This is a genomic window from Pseudoduganella albidiflava, assembly GCF_004322755.1.
GTDB lineage: Bacteria > Pseudomonadota > Gammaproteobacteria > Burkholderiales > Burkholderiaceae_D > Rugamonas > Rugamonas albidiflava.
This window is the reverse complement of the sequence record NZ_CP036401.1, coordinates 7,225,061-7,241,744: the sequence shown is the minus strand read 5'-3', so window position 1 is coordinate 7,241,744 and position 16,684 is coordinate 7,225,061. Positions and strand designations below refer to the sequence as shown.

Sequence of the window (16,684 nt, the reverse complement as noted above, 5' to 3'; positions counted from 1 at the left end):
CCGGGGGAACTGCTTGTGAATCTTTCCAATCTGCGTATCGGTGCCCGTCTTGCCCTGGGCTTCGCGGTGACCATCGTCATCATGCTGCTGATGTCCATGATCGGCATCAGCCGCATCCAGGAAGTGGCGGGCCGTACCGAACAGCTGGTCAACGACCGCTATGCGAAGGTCACGCTGCTCAACAACATGCGCAGCCAGGTCAACCGTGGTGCGCAGGCCGTGCGCAACGCGATGCTGACGCCGGATGCCGCGCAAACCCAGGAATTCCTGCGCCAGATGGCCGAGGCCGACCGGGTCGGCGGCGAAGCGGCCGCGGCAATGGCCAAGTCCGAACTGACGCCCGACGTGCGCGCCATTTTCGACCAGCAGAACACCGCCTACTTCGCCTACAAGGAATTGCTCGACAAGGCGATCGCCCAGTACCGCGGCGGCGACCGCGAAGGTGCCGTGCAAGCCATGTTCGCCAGCGTGATCCCGGCCCAGACCGTGTACTTCCGCCACCTCGACGAACTGTTGAAAGTGCAGCGCGAGCTGATGACGCGCGATGCCGAAGCCGCCACCGCGGCGGCCAGGTCGGCCACCACGCTGATGGTCGTGCTGGTGGTGCTGGCCACGATCGTGTCGGCCTTGATCGGCTGGCTGATCACGCGGTCCGTGACCGGCCCGGTCGGCGAAGCGGTGCAGATCGCCGAAACGGTGGCCTCCGGCGACCTCACGGCGCAGATCGCCACGACACGCAACGATGAAATGGGCCGCCTGCTGGCTGCCCTGCGCGACATGACCACGGCCCTGACCGGCACCGTGCGCACGGTGCGCGACAGTACCGACACGATCAATACCGCGGCAGCGGAAATCGCCAGCGGCAACATGGACTTGTCGAACCGCACGGAGCAGCAGGCCGCCAGCCTGGAAGAGACGGCATCGTCGATGGAGGAGCTGACCTCCACCGTGCAGGCCAATGCGGAAAACGCGCGCCAGGCGAACCAGCTGGTGGTGTCCGCCGCCAGCCATGCGAACGAAGGCGGCCAGGTGGTCAGCCAGGTGGTCGAAACGATGGGGTCGATCAAGGAAAGCTCCTCGAAGATCGTCGACATCATCGGCGTCATCGACGGCATCGCCTTCCAGACCAACATCCTGGCGCTGAACGCCGCGGTGGAAGCGGCCCGCGCGGGCGAACAGGGCCGCGGCTTCGCGGTCGTGGCGTCGGAAGTGCGCAACCTGGCGCAGCGTTCGGCCAGCGCGGCGCGCGAGATCAAGGAACTGATCAACGACTCGGTCGAGAAAGTGGATGCCGGCAGCCGCCTGGTGGACCAGGCCGGCTCGACGATGGACCGCATCGTGACCTCGGTCCAGCAGGTGGCCGACATCATGAACGAGATCGCTTCCGCCAGCCAGGAACAGAGTTCCGGCATCGCCCAGGTCAACACCACCATCACCACGATGGACACGGCCACCCAGCAAAACGCCGCGCTGGTCGAGGAAGCCGCCGCCGCCGCGGCCAGCATGCGCGAGCAGGCGCAGCGCCTGTCGGCCGCGATCGCCGTGTTCCGCATCGATGACCGTGCCAGCGCGCCGGTGCTTGCCGCGGCCGCGTATTCGCCGGCGCACGCGCACGATGCGGTGCCGCCCGCCTCCGCGGTGGCGCATCCGCCGCATCCGAAGCTGGCAGGCAAGGCGCCAGTGCAGCCACGCGCGGCTGCCGGCAAGGGCGCGGTGAAAACACCCGCCAAGAAAGCGCCGGAAGGCGACGACTGGGAAGAGTTCTAGGCCGGCCTGCCTGGCGGAGCCGCGCGGCGATTGAACCATGCCGCGGTGGCGTCGTCCGCGGGAAAGAACGATTCGAGCCGCAATTCGTGCACGGTCACATCGCGCGGCGTGCCCAGCGTGGTGATGGTGGTGAACAGGTTCAGTTCCACGCCATCCTTCGACAGCGTCACCGGCAGGAACGGCAGCGCGCGGCGTTCCAGGTTGGGCACCCGGCCGGCCGCGTGGATGCCCGGCAGTGCCAGCAACTCCTCCAGCAGTGCCTGCGCTTCGCTGCCCGGCCCGTCGCCCAGTGCCTCGCGGGCGATCCATTGCAGCTGGTCGGCGCAGACCTCTTCCCAATTGGCGATCGCGGGCCGCAAGCCGTGCGGGTCCAGCGTCATCCGCACCACGTTCACGCTGCCGTCGCACGGGATCGGCGCATCGTCCGGCAAGCCGAGGAAGAAGCGCATCATCGCGGCCGCCGGCGCGTTCGCCATCACCAGGTTCCACAAGCGGTCCACCACCAGCGCCGGGTACGGTGCCGCCTGCGCCAGCATGAAGTCCAGCGCCTTGCGCACCGCGGCCATCTCGGGATCGGAGAGGTGGCGCTCCTGGTAGGCCGGCGCGAAGCCGGCGGCCAGCAGCATGCCGTTGCGATGCCGCAGCGGCACGTCGAGCACGATGCCCAGCTTCAGCACCAGCTCCCGGCTGGGCTGCGAGCGGGCACTTTCCAGGAAGCTGATGTGGCGCTGCGAAATGTCGGCCTCGGTCGCCAGCTTCAGCTGGGACAGGCCGCGTTTGCCGCGCCAGTAGCGCAAGGCGTTGGCGAAGTCGCTGAAATAGCCGTCCGGTGCATTCATGCCGCCTCCCGCGATACGTGATGGATTGTCATTCTGCCACTGCCACCGCCGCGCGGCGATTACGTCGAGGGTAATCGCCCGCGTGCCAGCACCAGCAGGCCGCCCAGCACCAGGCTGGCCGCGAGCACCGATATGCCGACGGCGGTGCTGCCGGTGGCATCGCGCAGCGCCCCCACCAGGTACGGGCTGGCAAAGCCGGCCAGGTTGCCGACCGAATTGATCAGCGCGATGCCCGCCGCGGCCGCGGTACCGCCCAGCAGCGCCGTCGGCAGGCTCCAGAAGATCGGGAACGTGGTGAGGATGCCGGCCGTGGCGACCGACAGCGCGGCCAGCGCCAGCACCGTGTCATCGGCCCACGCGGTGGCCGCCACCAGGCCGGCGGCACCGGCGAAACCGGCGATCGCTATATGCCAGCGCCGCTCGCCGCTGCGGTCCGAGTGCCGCGCCGCCAGCACCATGACCACGGCCGCCACGCCGTACGGGATGGCTGTGAGCAGGCCGATATGGAAGACGTCCCGCACGCCGCTGTTCTTCAGCAGTTGCGGCAGCCAGAAGCTCACGCCGTACAGGCCCATCACGAACAGGAAGTACATCAGCGCCAGCAGCCACACGGTGCCGCTGGCGAACACCTGGCGCAGCGGCAGGTGCCGTTTGGTCGCCGCCTCCGCCGACAGCTCGCGTTCCAGCACGGCCTTGGACGCATCGTCCAGCCAGCGCGCGGCGCGGATATTGTCGTCGAGGTAGAACAGCGTCCAGATGCCCAGCGCGACCGACGGCAAGCCTTCCAGCAGGAACAGCCACTGCCAGCCATGCAGCCCCGCCTGCCCGGCGAAGGCCGCCATGATGGCGCCGGACAGCGGCCCGCCCACCACGCCCGCCACCGCCACGCCGCTCATGAACAGCGCCACGATGCGGGCGCGGCGGTGCGCCGGATACCAGTAGGTGAGATACAGCACCACGCCCGGGAAGAAGCCCGCTTCGGCGACGCCGAGCAGGAAGCGCAGCACGTAGAAGCTGACGGGGCCGGTGGCGAACATCGTGGCCGCCGATACCAGGCCCCAGCTGACCATGATGCGGGCGATCCAGCGCCGCGCGCCCACCTTTTCCATCACCAGGTTCGACGGCACCTCGAACACGAAGTAGCCGATGAAGAAGATGCCGGCACCGATGCCGTAGACGGTATCCGACAGCGCCAGGTCGGCCTGCATCTGCAGCTTGGCGAAGCCCACGTTGACGCGGTCCAGGTAGGCCGCCACGTAGCACAGGAACAGGAACGGCAGCAGGCGGCGGCTGACGCGTCCGTACAGCGCATCGAGGCCGGCATCGTCGTTGATGGCGTTCATCGGGTCTCCCGCGGGAAAAACCGCAGCGTAGCATTGGTGGTGGTCCACCTGGCAATGGCGTGGACGTAACGGCGATGGATTCGCGTGTTGGCCAGGCAGGCAAGTCTGCGGATAAACAGCCATCCCGGGGACTCCATGACGTGCCCGGTACGGAAATACGCGCTTGCATTCCGCGACCGGATGCCGGGTGGGTCACCACATGAGACCGGATGGAAATTATTTCGCGAAATCCCTTGCGGAATCTCAAAACAGCGCAGTAGAATACGGCCTCTTCTGAACGTTGTGACAAACGTTCGAAGCATCGAAGGTGATGAGGGCGCTTAGCTCAGTTGGTAGAGCGGATCCCTTACAAGGATTAGGTCGGGAGTTCGAGCCTCTCAGCGCCCACCACGCAATCGATGTTGAAGACCTGGAGCGGTAGTTCAGTTGGTTAGAATACCGGCCTGTCACGCCGGGGGTCGCGGGTTCGAGCCCCGTCCGCTCCGCCAGGATTCTGAAAAGAGCCCGACATACCGGGCTTTTTTCTTGTCGCAGCAGCGACGCAGTTTTTCTCAGTGCTTGCGCAAGCAGGTACTGATTGGAGCGGTAGTTCAGTTGGTTAGAATACCGGCCTGTCACGCCGGGGGTCGCGGGTTCGAGCCCCGTCCGCTCCGCCAGCATCAGTAAAAAAGCCCGGCTTGCCGGGCTTTTTTGCGTCTGATGCGCAGCGCAGCGGAGTGCTTCCCCTGCGGGAAGCACGGCGGGAGCTCGAAGGAATTCGCTTGCAAGCGAATTCGCGGCCGGCAGGATGTCGGCGAGCCCCGTCCGCTCCGCCAGCATCAGTAAAAAAGCCCGGCTTGCCGGGCTTTTTTGCGTCCGATGCGCAGCGCAGCGGAGTGCTTCCCCTGCGGGAAGCACGGCGGGGATCGAAGGGAGTGAGGCAGGGGTTTCGCGAGGCATTGCCTCGCGCCTGCCGAACGCCGCAGCCATGCAGGGCTGCGGCTCGCTTACCAGCGAATCCGCGGGCCGCGGGACGTGGCCGAGCCCCACCCGCGGAGCGGTAACCTCGCGAAGCAACGCTTCGCGCCCCCTGCCTTACCCCATCCGCGAAGCGGCGCTTTCGCTTCCCCCATCAGCTTCGCTTCCCCCATCCGCTTCGCTAACCCTCTCCGCTTCGCTAAGCCTCCTCGCTTCGCACCCTCCGCTTTCCCGCTTCGCCCCGTTCCTTTCTCCGCCGGCTTCGCTCCGTTCGCCCCGTCCGCTCCGCAACCCCACCCCATCCACCCCGCCACCATCCCATAAATCCCCCCTTTCCCGCCTTTTTTGCTTTCCGTACCACTATGTGCGTCTTGCAACACCAACGTCACCGCAAAACCGGCGACAATGGCAGCGCAACCATCCTTTCCTGGAGCTTTTCGTGATTTTCGGTTTTCTGAAGCCGCCGCCGCTGTCGCCACGCCTGGCCAGGCTGCGCGAAACCGTCCTCCTCAATTCCCTGACACCGCTCGAACTGAAGATCGTCGACGGCCTGATGCATGAACGGCGCTATCTCGCGGGCGAGATCATTTTCGACGAGGGCGAGGAGGGCCAGGCGCTGTACCTGATCACGGCCGGCCACGTGCAGATCAACCGCAACGTCAACGGCATGCCCGAGATCATCACCGAACTGTCGCCCGGCGCCTTCTTCGGCGACCTCGCCCTGCTGGACAACTCGCCCCGCACGGCGCAGGCGCGCGCGTGGGATGACTGCGAACTGGCGGTCTTCTTCCGCGCCGACTTCATGGGCCTGATGGAAACCGACGCCGTGATCGGCTACAAGATCTCGCTGGCGCTGGCACGCCATATCGGCTCCCGGCTGCGCGAACGGATGTCGATCGACTCGCCGCACATCGAGGTGTTGTGATGGTCGAGCGGCAGCAGTCCGGGCCCATCGTCTGGTGCGGCATCATCGCCGCCACCTGCGTGCTGCTGTACCTGATGCAGCGTGTGCTGTGGCTCTCGGTGCCGTTCCTGCTGGCGATCATCCTGTATTACATGCTACTGTCGCCATTCCAGCGGCTGCTGCGGATGGGATTCACGCGCAATACCTCCGCGATGCTGGTCGGCGCCGCGTTCGGACTCTGCATGCTGCTGGCGATCCTGGTGGCGGCGATCTGGATCCCGGCCCCGGCCACCGACTGGCAGGACATGCCGGGCCGCTACCTGGATGCCGGCGTGCGCTTCCTGCGCAACATGCTGGGCGCGCTGGAACGGCAGTTCCCCATCCTGCGGCAGGCCCGGCTGGGCGATTCGGTGAACCTGAACCTGGCCGAGTACACGCGCGAATTCTTCCAGCGCCACCTGACGGACGTGGTGGTGGCCGCCGCGGCATGGGTGCCGTCGCTGCTGCTGGCACCGTTCCTGGCCTTCTTCTTCCTGCGCGACGGCCGCCGTTTCAAGCGCTTCCTGGCGCGCGCCGTGCCCAACGCCTTCTTCGAGAAGACCCTGTTCCTGCTGCATGAAGTCGACCAGACCGCGCGCCGCTACTTCCACGGCATGCTCAAGCTGACGCTCATCGATACCGTCGTGCTGGCGGTCGGCCTGTGGGCCATCGGCCTGCCCTCCCCGCTGCTGCTCGGCTTTATCGCCGCCATGCTAGCGTGGGTGCCTTACGTGGGCTCGATCGCCGGCTGCCTGCTGGTGGTGCTGGTGGCCTCGGCCGATGCGCCGGACAACAATTTCGCCGCCTACAGCGCGATCATCGTCTTCATCATCGCCCGCCTGCTCGACGACTTCGTCTTCATGCCGATGACACTGGGCCGCAGCCTGCGCATGCATCCGCTGGTAACGGTGGTGATGCTGTTCGTCGGCGGCGCGCTGGCCGGCGTAACGGGCCTGATGCTGGTGCTGCCGCTGCTGGGCGTGGCGATGGTGGTCGGCGAAACGATCGGCGTGCTGATCACCGACGCACGCCTGCAGGCCCGGCACCGCTACGCCCGCTCGCTGCGGGTGAAACAGGCCAGCGTCGACCTCAAGTAGCTTTCTCAGAAATGGGGTAGCGGCCCCTAACGCCGTTCAATTAAGCGTTAGCCGATACATTGAAAGCGCATGCTTCCACCCCAACAGCGAAGGGCTGGGGTCAGACCCGCCGGGTCGGACCCCGGATTTTGCACTTGGGGTTTGCTTAACGAAGCGGCATTTGGGATGCGCCCCAAAAACAGGGAAAGACCCTGGTTTTGAGGAAATAAAAAAACGGGAGCCGAGGCTCCCGTTTTTTGCTGGCTATGACGATGCTTACGCGACGGCGGCGATGGCGGCCTGCTCGGCTTCCACTTCATCGTCACCCGAGCGGATCAGGTGGTCGAAGGCGGACAGCGCGGCCGTTGCACCGGCACCCACGGCGATCACGATCTGCTTGTACGGCACGGTGGTGACGTCGCCGGCGGCGAACACGCCCGGTACCGAGGTCTGGCCCTTGGCATCGATCTCGATCTCGCCATGCTTCGACAGCGCCACGGTGCCCTTCAGCCACTCCGTGTTCGGCACCAGGCCGATCTGCACGAACACGCCTTCCAGGTCCACGCGGTGCAGCTCGTTGGTGTTGCGGTCCTTGTACGACAGGCCGTTTACCTTCTTGCCATCGCCGTGGATCTCGGTCGTCTGCGCCGACAGGATCACCTTCACGTTCGGCAGCGAGCGCAGCTTGCGCTGCAGGACCGCATCGGCACGCAGTTCGTTGCCGAACTCGATCAGCGTGACATGCTGCACGATGCCGGCCAGGTCGATCGCCGCTTCCACGCCGGAGTTGCCGCCACCGATCACCGACACGCGCTTGCCCTTGAACAGCGGGCCATCGCAGTGCGGGCAGTACGCCACGCCGTGGTTACGGTACTCCTTCTCGCCCGGCACGTTGATCTCGCGCCACCGTGCACCGGTGGACAGGATCACGGTCTTCGCCTTCAGCACCGCGCCGGTGGCGGTGTGCACTTCGGTGACCCTGCCCGGCACCAGCTTCACGGCGCGCTGGGTATTCATGATGTCGACTTCGTATTCCTTGACGTGCTGCTCCAGCGCCACGGCGAATTTCGGGCCATCGGTTTCCTTGATCGAGATGAAGTTCTCGATCGACAGCGTATCGAGCACCTGGCCGCCGAAGCGTTCCGCCAGCACGCCGGTCTGGATGCCTTTACGGGCCGCGTAGATCGCCGACGCCGCACCGGCAGGGCCGCCGCCGACGACCAGCACGTCGAACACGTCTTTCTTGTTCAGTTCAGCCGCCTGGCGGGCACCGGCATTGGTGTCCAGCTTGGCGAGGATTTCTTCCACGTTCGTGCGGCCCTGGCCGAAGTGCTGGCCGTTCAGGAACATCATCGGTACCGCCATGATCTGGCGCTCTTCGACTTCTTTCTGGAACACGCCGCCATCGATCGTGGTGACCTTGATGCGCGGGTTGATGACCGACATCGCGTTCAGCGCCTGCACCACTTCCGGGCAGTTATGGCACGACAGCGAGATGAAGGTCTCGAATTCGAAATCGCCTTCCAGGTTGCGGATCTGTTCGATCACGGCTTCGTCGAGCTTGATCGTGTGGCCGCCCACCTGCAGCAGGGCCAGCACCAGCGAGGTGAATTCATGGCCCATCGGGATGCCGGCAAAACGCACGCCAATGTCGGTGCCGGCACGGTTGATCGAGAACGACGGCTTGCGCACGTTGGCGGCGTTGTCCTCGACCAGGGTAATCTTGTCGCTCAAGCCATCGATATCGGCGAGCAGTTCCTTCATTTCCCGCGCCTTCGCGGAATCATCCAGCGATGCAACGATCTCAATCGGCTGCACCACTTTTTCCAGATAGGCTTTCAGTTGGGTTTTGAGATTTGCATCCAGCATGACTTTTTCCTTTTCAATGCGCTGCCGGCACATGCCGGCAGCGGTACTGCTCAATAACTACTTACTTATATCTTGCCGACCAGATCCAGCGACGGGGTCAGGGTTGCCGCGCCTTCGGACCACTTGGCCGGGCACACTTCGCCCGGGTGGGAAGCAACGTACTGGGCTGCCTTCACTTTGCGCAGCAGTTCCGATGCGTCGCGGCCGATGCCGTTGTCATGGACTTCCAGCACCTTGATGAAGCCTTCCGGATTGATCACGAAGGTGCCGCGCAGTGCCAGGCCTTCTTCTTCGATCATGACCTGGAAGTTACGGGACAGCAGGCCGGTCGGGTCGCCGATCAGCGGGTACTGCACTTTCTTGATCGCGTCGGACGTGTCGTGCCATGCCTTGTGGGCGAAATGGGTATCGGTCGAGATACCGTACACTTCCACGCCCAGCTTCGAGAATTCGGCGTAGTTGTCGGCCAGGTCTTCCAGTTCGGTCGGGCAGACGAAGGTGAAGTCAGCCGGGTAGAACACGAACACGGACCACTTGCCCTTCAGGGACTCTTCGCTCAGATCGATGAACTTGCCGTTGTGGTAAGCAGTTGCCTTGAACGGTTTGACTTGGGTGTTGATCAGAGACATTTGTGTTTTCCTCGTGAGGGTTGTGAATCAATGAGATGCTAGTTTAGAGGGATCTCGGCTATTTGCAAAATTGATTGTCGCAATAGTTTCAATTGAGTTTGACTATCGAGACGGCATAGCGAGACCGGTATTATCGTCGTTCCTGTCAAATCGTGAAGATTGGGAGGACGGCAATGACGCGATGAAGTACTTGCGCAGCGCCATCTTGGCAGGCCCTATTTGCGAGCACCTGCGGGGCTGTTTCCAATCATCCGTACAGCCCGTCATGGGCCAGGGGGAATCTGCCCCGGGAGCAGGCTGCCGCCGTTCCCATCAAGGCGCCACTGGCATGGCGACGCGCCTTTTTCCTTCGAGCCAGGCATCGGGCAGCTTGCCGAGCAAGGGGTCGCCGCGGCCCACATTCCGCCAGGTCTTGCCGCCATCCGAGGTATGGATCAACAGTGGATCGTCATCCTTGAATGGTAGCAGGATACCGGCCAGCCAGATCTCCTTGTTGTCGACGACATGACTGCTGATCAGGGAAGAAATACCTTCCGACAGCCGCATCTTCTCCCAACGCCTGCCATCGTTCGAGCGCAACAAGGTTTGTTCGATCGATCCGGTCAGCCACCATCCCCCACGGCGGGAGCGGCCGAGTTCGACCAGCAGGTCGGGATTGCCGAGCCCTGTCTGCCTGATACGGCAGGATGGCAGGTCGATATCGTTGACGACATATTGGCTGTCCCGGCTGTCTTCCTCGAGCTTGACGGCAAGCGCGAGCAACTGGTGCGCCCGGGATGCGAACTTGATGTTCCCATCCTTGAATGCATCGGCAGTGGATTTCCAGCCCAGCAGGCCAAGCTGCCCGCGCGTGAACGTGCACGATTTGTTCCCCTGCGTGATGCGGAACCGCTGCTTGACCACCTCGACGCGGTAACCCGAGGGTAGCGCCTGCACCATGCCAGTCTTGGACGCGGTCCGCGACAGCACCTTGCCCGTTCGGTAATCGACGACGGTCCCACCGATATAGAGATTGCCGTCATCATCGAGGCCGAGACGCGGCCAGATGGATCCGCCCGGCAGGATTTCGGCCGTTATCGGGACGGCAGCGTCAACGATCAAGGCGCTGCCGTTTTCTGTCACGGAAACCGCGCCCGCCTGGTAAGTGAATGGCGGGACTTGGGCCTTGGCTGAGCCGAGCCCAAGCCCAAGCCCAAGCAGTAGCATGAGCGAAATGGATTTTTTCACGCCGGTTCCCTATGGCTGATCTCGTGCACGGTTATTCCCTGGTCCTGGCAAGGGAGGCGGTAGGGCGTCCATTCTCGTCAAACTTGATAGGAGTGATGATGGCGGTAGCGTAGGTCGTCAGCACGTTGCACAAGCCTTTGCCCTCTGTCGGCATCAACAAGGTCATTGGAGCCTTACTCGAATACTACTTGCGCTTGTTACCACGCTTCGCCCGACGCTCGGCGGCCCGAAGACGTTCGATTCCCGCATCGTCCATGTGTCCGATCGCGCAGCCCTGGGAACGCTCCAGTTGACGCAGTTTCAGCGCAAGCAACACGGGAACCAGCGTGCGCTGGATGAAATAAGTAATGATCGACAGCGATGCGATACCGCCGGCCACCAGGGCGAACTCGAAATATGTTTCGTACAGCGCAAAGCCGAGTAACAGCGCCACTCCCAGCAAGAGCGAAACGATGGCAACCGCAGTCTCGTGCCAGTCGGGCAAAAATAGCGTTTCATGCAGATACAGGCCGCGTACCAGCGGCTTTACCGCCACCATTGCCCGGCCAGGGTCGAAGCAGCGCGCCAATGCCGCTGCATGATGCTTGTTCCACTGCTCATTGAAATGCCGCCATGTACTCCAGAGTTGATAGCCAAGCGCCACGACGAAATATTCGAGCAATACCAGCCCAGCCATGTAGCCGATACCCGGCATCAAGAAAATTGGCGCGAACAGCGTGACAGCAAGCGTACTGATACCGGCAAGGCCTGCCCATGCCGCATACAGCGCATACACCGACGCGCGCCGCGTAGCCCATTTTCGTAAAGCCAGCAGCCCGATAGTTCCAAGCAATAGCCAGGTTGCACCTGTGAGCAGGAATATCAACGCCGCATCGCTGCCCATGGTTTCGTGCGCGATGGCCGAACCGCCGAGCACAGCAAATGCGCAAGGGAGACTTGTGAAGAGGACCAGGCCCCGTTCGAAATGATGCGTGAAAGTGGATGAAATCATGGGTTGGCCCTGCAACGATATCCTGTCGCGGTGCCTGGGCAGGACATCTTTGCAGAGCGTCGCCTGCTCTACGGGTTCCTGAAATCAGGAGACATCTGATCGCCAGGCCGCCTTCGACAGCAGCAATGGAATCCAGGCCGATCGGTCAACCGCATCCGGCCTGGATTACCTTGCCAGAAGTGCCCACATAATAGCAGCGCGTTCGAACCTGGATATATTGTTGAGCAATTGGATCATATCGGAAGTCGAACTCTTTCCACGCCTCTGCCGAGTCCCTTTCCACAGCGCGGAGCATGTAATACCCGCCGTCCTGTTGTCGCAACAATTTCACGTCGCTGAATCCCAGGTCGGGTGCGAATGCCAACCGGTAGCCAAGCTTTTCCTTCACGAATATGGCGGAAAAATACAGTCTCCCCTTGCGCGCAGGTTCGACCTGCATACCCATCAAGAATGAGGGTGCGCTGGAAGAAGTCAAGGCGACGTTCCGGGCGTCCAATCGGCTCGAAAACTCTTCAAAGTCGCAGGCGGGATCGTCGCTGCATACGTAACGGTTGACTTCCGCGTCGTCATACAAAGTACGCAACGCCGCGCTCTGTTGGTCAAGGTCCGATGGATCGGCGGATACAGAGGGGGAGCAAAGAACCGACACCATGGCCGAGCAATGCCCTATTACTTTCCAAAAGCGGCCTGAAGACGAACCGCTTCGTGCGACAGCGCTTCCTATCTTGCGGCGCAGTCGGATGGAACACATCGTAAATACCTTTCCATAACGAGGATTCTCATGGCCCGCCCTGTTCCAGGCCATGACATGCCAACCGGCCGCGCGCTGGCCCGTGACAAACCGCGAGCTGACCCGCCATGTTGGCATTTTTCGGCGATTCATATCAATGCGATAATGACCGGGCAGTCCCACTGGCTGATGCGGGACGGGTCGAACTGCCTTCGCATCCGAACACGCAGTGCGCGTCGGATATCCCTCCGGCGATAGCGCCATACATCTTCGACGTCAAATGACAAATTTCTTGGATCATCCTGCGCCCGCCGGCCTGGTAAAGCTGAGCGGGAAAATAAGCAACTATACGGTGACGAGCGAGAGCGCGAGCTTTTTCTTCACTAGAAGCGACCAGACCAAGTTAGGACTGATCGCCATTGCGGCTTCACTGGCCGAAATGGGTGGGCAGGCGATGTCCGTCGCCAGCAATGCCAGCGCAATGGAAGAGGAGGCGGATTATGTGCGATGCGATATCGATGGAATGAAGGTTAGCGGATGGCTGTGGCGCAGCCCGTTCAAGGACGGCGATATCGTCGATGCAGCGGTGGAATGGCGAACCGACCATTACGAACTGCTGGGAATGGCCAGGCCGGCCGATCGAACGGTGGCGCTTTACCCGCACTGCAGCAGGTCGATGGTCCCTCACGTCAAGAATGCGATCAAGTGGTGGCTCTATGTTTCGCTGTTTTTCGACGTGGGCATGCTGGTTTTGATGAGTAGCGTGGATGAGGTCACACTCGAACAGGCCTGGGCTAGCTTTTTTGATGAAGATTTCAGATGGTTCATGCTGGGAATGCACGTCGTCATCGCGATTGCTACCCACGACATGACCAGAAGGTGGGCACCCTTTGCCAAGGTGGCCGAAAAAGTATTCTCCACCCTCGGTTTGCCCAACCCGAAAAGTACTGACCTGGTGAAATCTTCCAAAGGCCGGCACCAGCCCAACGATTCAATGGAGTACGGAGTCATGTATTTCCGATATTGACTCTACGACGCCAAGTGCCTTGGGGATTTATGCCGCCTGACGTCCCGGCGCCATCACTTCGCTGGCCACTGCAGGATTTCGCACGACTGCAAGGCCAGCCAGCGGCAGTTGGCACTCACAAAGGAGAACCGTGCAAGAATCATGGCTACCCGTGTACTGAAGCCGCACCGCCCCGCTCCGAAACTCGTGGTGGTGCCGGCCGAGACAAGCGTGCCGGCCGGGGTGGTGGCGACGATGCCGGCCAGGCTGGATACCTGCAGCTGGGGCTCGGTGAAGGCGATGGCGTTGCCGCCGCCGCCTTCGTTGTCACGGCCACCGCCGACGGCTGCGATAAGACAACGTAATTGCTATGCCAACGAAGTCAGCCCGAGACTAGCTACTTATCTTTAAGATTCAAAACTGGCTACTCTAGAAAAACTGGAGGTAGTTCGGCGGAGACTCACTGCAACGGCGTTCCAATCTTTTGCATAATGGTTTCTGGCCAAGCAATCGGCGTACTTGTCTTGTACCCTAACCAGACGAATATCCCCAACAAAAACAGTACAGGATATACGATGGGTGAGAAAATCAGAGCAACTATAGTTAGTAGCCATTCAGATCTCCACTATATCCGGAAATTTTCTCCATATAAACCCACAGCCAAAATTGATTCCCAAAGCGATGCAGGCTTCTTTATTTCAATCACATGTTCACCGTTGGGCAAGTGCTCTCCATTCTCTTCCATAAATCGCCGGATATACTCCCAAACCACCGGAACAGTTAGCTCCCCCAGCTGCAGACTGCTCCCCACAGAAAACCCGTCAACGATCTCAGCATTGGCGCGGCTTTTTCTCACTTGAAATATCAGTGCATGCACTCTTGATATGGTCGCAGTGTTTGCGTCCACTGAAACATGGTGTTCAGCCACAGTCAGATCCCAATCATGTTCTGCCACACGAACCGGCCATGGCTGGAAAAGCCCCTTCCAGCTCAAATTGCTATCCATAAATACTCTGTAGACCTTACGGTGTCTTCGGTCAAATATTATCGGCTCGTCCTCTGGCTTGAATAACTCCAACCTCATACAGAGAGTAGTCAAGTAAATAGCAGCTACAATAATGGCAAGGTAACCAATGCTTGTAATTATATGTGCAACACGCAACTCCGCATTTCCAAAAAAATTCTCCACAATCTGATTAGCAGAGACCACCCCTATCGCTACACCAAAACATCCGCTGAGCAGAAGCATTCCGCGTGTCCCAGGGGGTGTCCCAGTCAGCTCTACAGCGTCTGGGTATGTTTTTTTAACGAGAGAAAAAGACGTAGCAACTTGAGATGCCGGTTTTTTCTTGCTGAACCGCGCAATTACACCAGTTTCGTGGCTTTTCCGTTTCTTAGCCATGGGAACGAATCCATTTCAAAATTAAGAATGCTGATTACCATATTATTATCCTGGCGGAGTTTTTCAATTGAACCTCTGCGGAAATATGGCCTTGTACCCACCTCGTTATACTGAGGTGTACAGTCAATATCGGACACGCTTGTCTTAAGCCGCCTGCGGCTGTTTGCTGAAGGATTCAGCGAACAGCCGTAGGCGGAACAAATCCGATGCGGGAATGGCGCGGCTACCGGTTGTAAAAAATCTCGATGCATTTCCTGAATAGAGGCTTGCGCCTGGCGCGGGTAGCATAACGGCGATGATGAACCCGCTCGCTTTCCAGCGTGCCCCATGCGGTGCTCGCGTCCGTATGGATCACCGCGCCCGGCGGACCGACGACAAAGGCGGTCTGCTGGCCGCGAACCGTCGGTTTCGGCCGCAGCACCAGGCCATGGCCGTCGCTGTCGGCACTGCGGTACGGCACGCTGCTGCGGATGGCATCGATGCGGTTGCGGTACAGCGGCCGCTCGCCCTTGTCCTTGCCGGTGGCATGCAGGCTGCCGGCCTGTTCGCGCTCGATCAGCCGGGCCAGCGGGTTCTCGCCCAACCGCTGCGCCACTTCCTTGACCTCGGCGCTCAGGTTGTTGTGGGCCAGGTGCAGCGCGCGCAACACGACAAAGCTCTCGTCTTCCGCCACCGCGGAATGTTCGCCCAGCGTGAACGTGGTGCCGGGGCTGAGCGTGCGCACGGTGCCCGCGCCGATGAAAGTTTCGCGGCTGGCCCGCAGCGCTTCGGCTTGCCGATCAGCGATGCGCCGGCAGGCTCGAGGCCCCATATTTATGCCGCTTTTCTTGTGCTTGTGCAATCACACCTTAAGAGCCGTCTTACTTTCGAACTGACGTTTCACCATAGATAAATAATCGCCATCTCCTCAATAAATTTCCGCATATATCCTTAAAGTTCGGCAATTATCGAATCGCATCTAGGACGTAAGAGGGCCACACAACTGGTCGTGCAGTTTTGACTGCCATCCAGCTGAAGATTCCCATTAAGGTCATCATGGGAAATGTGATCGGAAAAAACAACAAGCCAACGATCATCATTGCAGTATGATCTCGCCACCAATTTTTGAAGTTGCTTCCATACGGCCCCGTTGCAGCCATACATTGGAGAAACGTCTGCGGCTCGCGGCGTTGTTCTATCACCTCTCCTGGGGGGAGATGCGGGCCATTCTCTTCCATAAATCGGCGGATGTGTTCCCATACGGCTGGCACCGTTACCTCGCCCATTTGAATACTGGTTCCAATAGCGAAACTATCTACCACCGTCGGATCTGATGTACTTTTCTGAACGTTGAAGATCAAACTATGCATCCGCGTGACAGACGAGCCGGTTGCATTTACGATGGCATGATGCTCGGCATAGATGAGATTCCAATCATGCTCTGCCATCTTCATTGGCCATTTTTTGAAAGTACCTAACCATCCAGGATAGACTTCGCGATAAATTCTATACACTTTCCGGTTATACCTGTCGAAAATAGTAGGCTCATCTTTTGGCCGATATAGTTCAATACGGGTATATTTTATTGCAGAGTAAATTCCGTGAAAAAAAACAATAATCACAAATGGAAACGATAAGAAACTTATCACGCTTCTCCCGTTTTCCAGTTCAAGTGAAAGCACTTGATCACTAACCCAGAATGCGAATGCAGCGCTCATTAAGCCTATAAGCATTATCATCCCTGTCATTCCTGCCGCACGTGCTGAGAATTCAATTGCGTCAGGATAGGTTCTGGCAATCATGCCAAGACTTGTCGTACTTGGGCAGGCAGAAGACTTATTATCGAAACGTTGGATTACCCCAGCTGTCGGCCTTTGCGGTAGAGTTTTAGAGTCCACGTCCACGGCTTTCATTGCTGTCCTCTAC

At 60.5% G+C, this 16,684-nt stretch carries 14 protein-coding genes and 3 tRNA genes; 7 read left to right on the top strand and 10 right to left on the bottom strand.

Going from position 1 to position 16,684, the window contains the following annotated elements; genetic code table 11:
• The first annotated feature begins 15 nt into the window (after positions 1 to 15).
• On the top strand, positions 16 to 1,767 hold the full coding sequence (locus EYF70_RS31985; RefSeq protein ID WP_131148675.1) for a methyl-accepting chemotaxis protein: 1,752 nt from the start codon (positions 16 to 18) through the stop codon (positions 1,765 to 1,767).
• Here the strand turns inward: EYF70_RS31985 and EYF70_RS30160 are convergent.
• Entirely contained in the window at positions 1,764 to 2,606 is an 843-nt protein-coding gene (locus EYF70_RS30160; protein ID WP_131148674.1) for an MmyB family transcriptional regulator, read from the bottom strand. The genes EYF70_RS31985 and EYF70_RS30160 overlap by 4 nt on opposite strands.
• Before the next feature lie 59 nt (positions 2,607 to 2,665).
• Positions 2,666 to 3,949 carry an MFS transporter gene (locus EYF70_RS30155; protein WP_131148673.1) on the bottom strand — a complete coding sequence of 428 codons (1,284 nt, stop codon included), beginning with the start codon at positions 3,947 to 3,949 and terminating at the stop codon, positions 2,666 to 2,668.
• 314 nt (positions 3,950 to 4,263) lie between these two features.
• Here EYF70_RS30155 and EYF70_RS30150 point away from each other — a divergent pair.
• From EYF70_RS30150 to EYF70_RS30130, 5 genes are all read left to right on the top strand, one after another.
• Positions 4,264 to 4,339, top strand: a tRNA-Val gene (locus EYF70_RS30150).
• 21 nt (positions 4,340 to 4,360) lie between these two features.
• Positions 4,361 to 4,437, top strand: a tRNA-Asp gene (locus EYF70_RS30145).
• Positions 4,438 to 4,528: 91 nt separating this feature from the next.
• Positions 4,529 to 4,605, top strand: a tRNA-Asp gene (locus tag EYF70_RS30140).
• A 740-nt stretch (positions 4,606 to 5,345) separates the two neighbouring features.
• Positions 5,346 to 5,831, top strand: a complete 486-nt coding sequence (locus EYF70_RS30135; protein ID WP_131148672.1) for a cyclic nucleotide-binding domain-containing protein — start codon at positions 5,346 to 5,348, stop codon at positions 5,829 to 5,831.
• Entirely contained in the window at positions 5,831 to 6,946 is a 1,116-nt protein-coding gene (locus EYF70_RS30130; protein WP_131148671.1) for an AI-2E family transporter, read from the top strand. The genes EYF70_RS30135 and EYF70_RS30130 overlap by 1 nt, the downstream gene beginning before the upstream one ends.
• A gap of 255 nt (positions 6,947 to 7,201) precedes the next feature.
• Here the strand turns inward: EYF70_RS30130 and ahpF are convergent, their stop codons facing one another.
• From ahpF to EYF70_RS30105, 5 genes are all read right to left on the bottom strand, one after another.
• Positions 7,202 to 8,794, bottom strand: coding sequence for an alkyl hydroperoxide reductase subunit F (gene ahpF, locus EYF70_RS30125; protein WP_131148670.1), 1,593 nt, complete (start codon positions 8,792 to 8,794; stop codon positions 7,202 to 7,204).
• Between the two features lie 65 nt (positions 8,795 to 8,859).
• The gene (gene ahpC / locus EYF70_RS30120) at positions 8,860 to 9,423 is read right to left on the bottom strand and encodes an alkyl hydroperoxide reductase subunit C (RefSeq protein ID WP_131148669.1); all 564 of its coding nucleotides are present in this window, start codon (positions 9,421 to 9,423) and stop codon (positions 8,860 to 8,862) included.
• Between the two features lie 312 nt (positions 9,424 to 9,735).
• Positions 9,736 to 10,650: a hypothetical protein gene (locus EYF70_RS30115; protein WP_131148668.1), complete on the bottom strand. Its 915-nt coding sequence runs from the start codon at positions 10,648 to 10,650 to the stop codon at positions 9,736 to 9,738.
• A 184-nt stretch (positions 10,651 to 10,834) separates the two neighbouring features.
• Positions 10,835 to 11,641 carry a hypothetical protein gene (locus EYF70_RS30110; RefSeq protein ID WP_131148667.1) on the bottom strand — a complete coding sequence of 269 codons (807 nt, stop codon included), beginning with the start codon at positions 11,639 to 11,641 and terminating at the stop codon, positions 10,835 to 10,837.
• A 145-nt stretch (positions 11,642 to 11,786) separates the two neighbouring features.
• Positions 11,787 to 12,524, bottom strand: a complete 738-nt coding sequence (locus EYF70_RS30105; protein ID WP_165497821.1) for a hypothetical protein — start codon at positions 12,522 to 12,524, stop codon at positions 11,787 to 11,789.
• Positions 12,525 to 12,651: 127 nt separating this feature from the next.
• On the opposite strand from EYF70_RS30105, the gene EYF70_RS30100 reads away from it, so the two are divergent.
• Entirely contained in the window at positions 12,652 to 13,398 is a 747-nt protein-coding gene (locus tag EYF70_RS30100; RefSeq protein ID WP_131148665.1) for a putative type VI secretion system effector, read from the top strand.
• 604 nt (positions 13,399 to 14,002) lie between these two features.
• Here EYF70_RS30100 and EYF70_RS30095 read toward each other — a convergent pair.
• From EYF70_RS30095 to EYF70_RS30085, 3 genes are all read right to left on the bottom strand, one after another.
• A complete protein-coding gene (locus tag EYF70_RS30095) occupies positions 14,003 to 14,779 on the bottom strand; it encodes a DUF6708 domain-containing protein (RefSeq protein ID WP_131148664.1) in 777 nt (258 codons plus the stop codon).
• Positions 14,780 to 15,002: 223 nt separating this feature from the next.
• Positions 15,003 to 15,590, bottom strand: coding sequence for a contractile injection system protein, VgrG/Pvc8 family (locus EYF70_RS30090; protein ID WP_131148663.1), 588 nt, complete (start codon positions 15,588 to 15,590; stop codon positions 15,003 to 15,005).
• Positions 15,591 to 15,723: 133 nt separating this feature from the next.
• Positions 15,724 to 16,671, bottom strand: a complete 948-nt coding sequence (locus EYF70_RS30085; RefSeq protein ID WP_131148662.1) for a DUF6708 domain-containing protein — start codon at positions 16,669 to 16,671, stop codon at positions 15,724 to 15,726.
• Between the last annotated feature and the right edge of the window lie 13 nt (positions 16,672 to 16,684).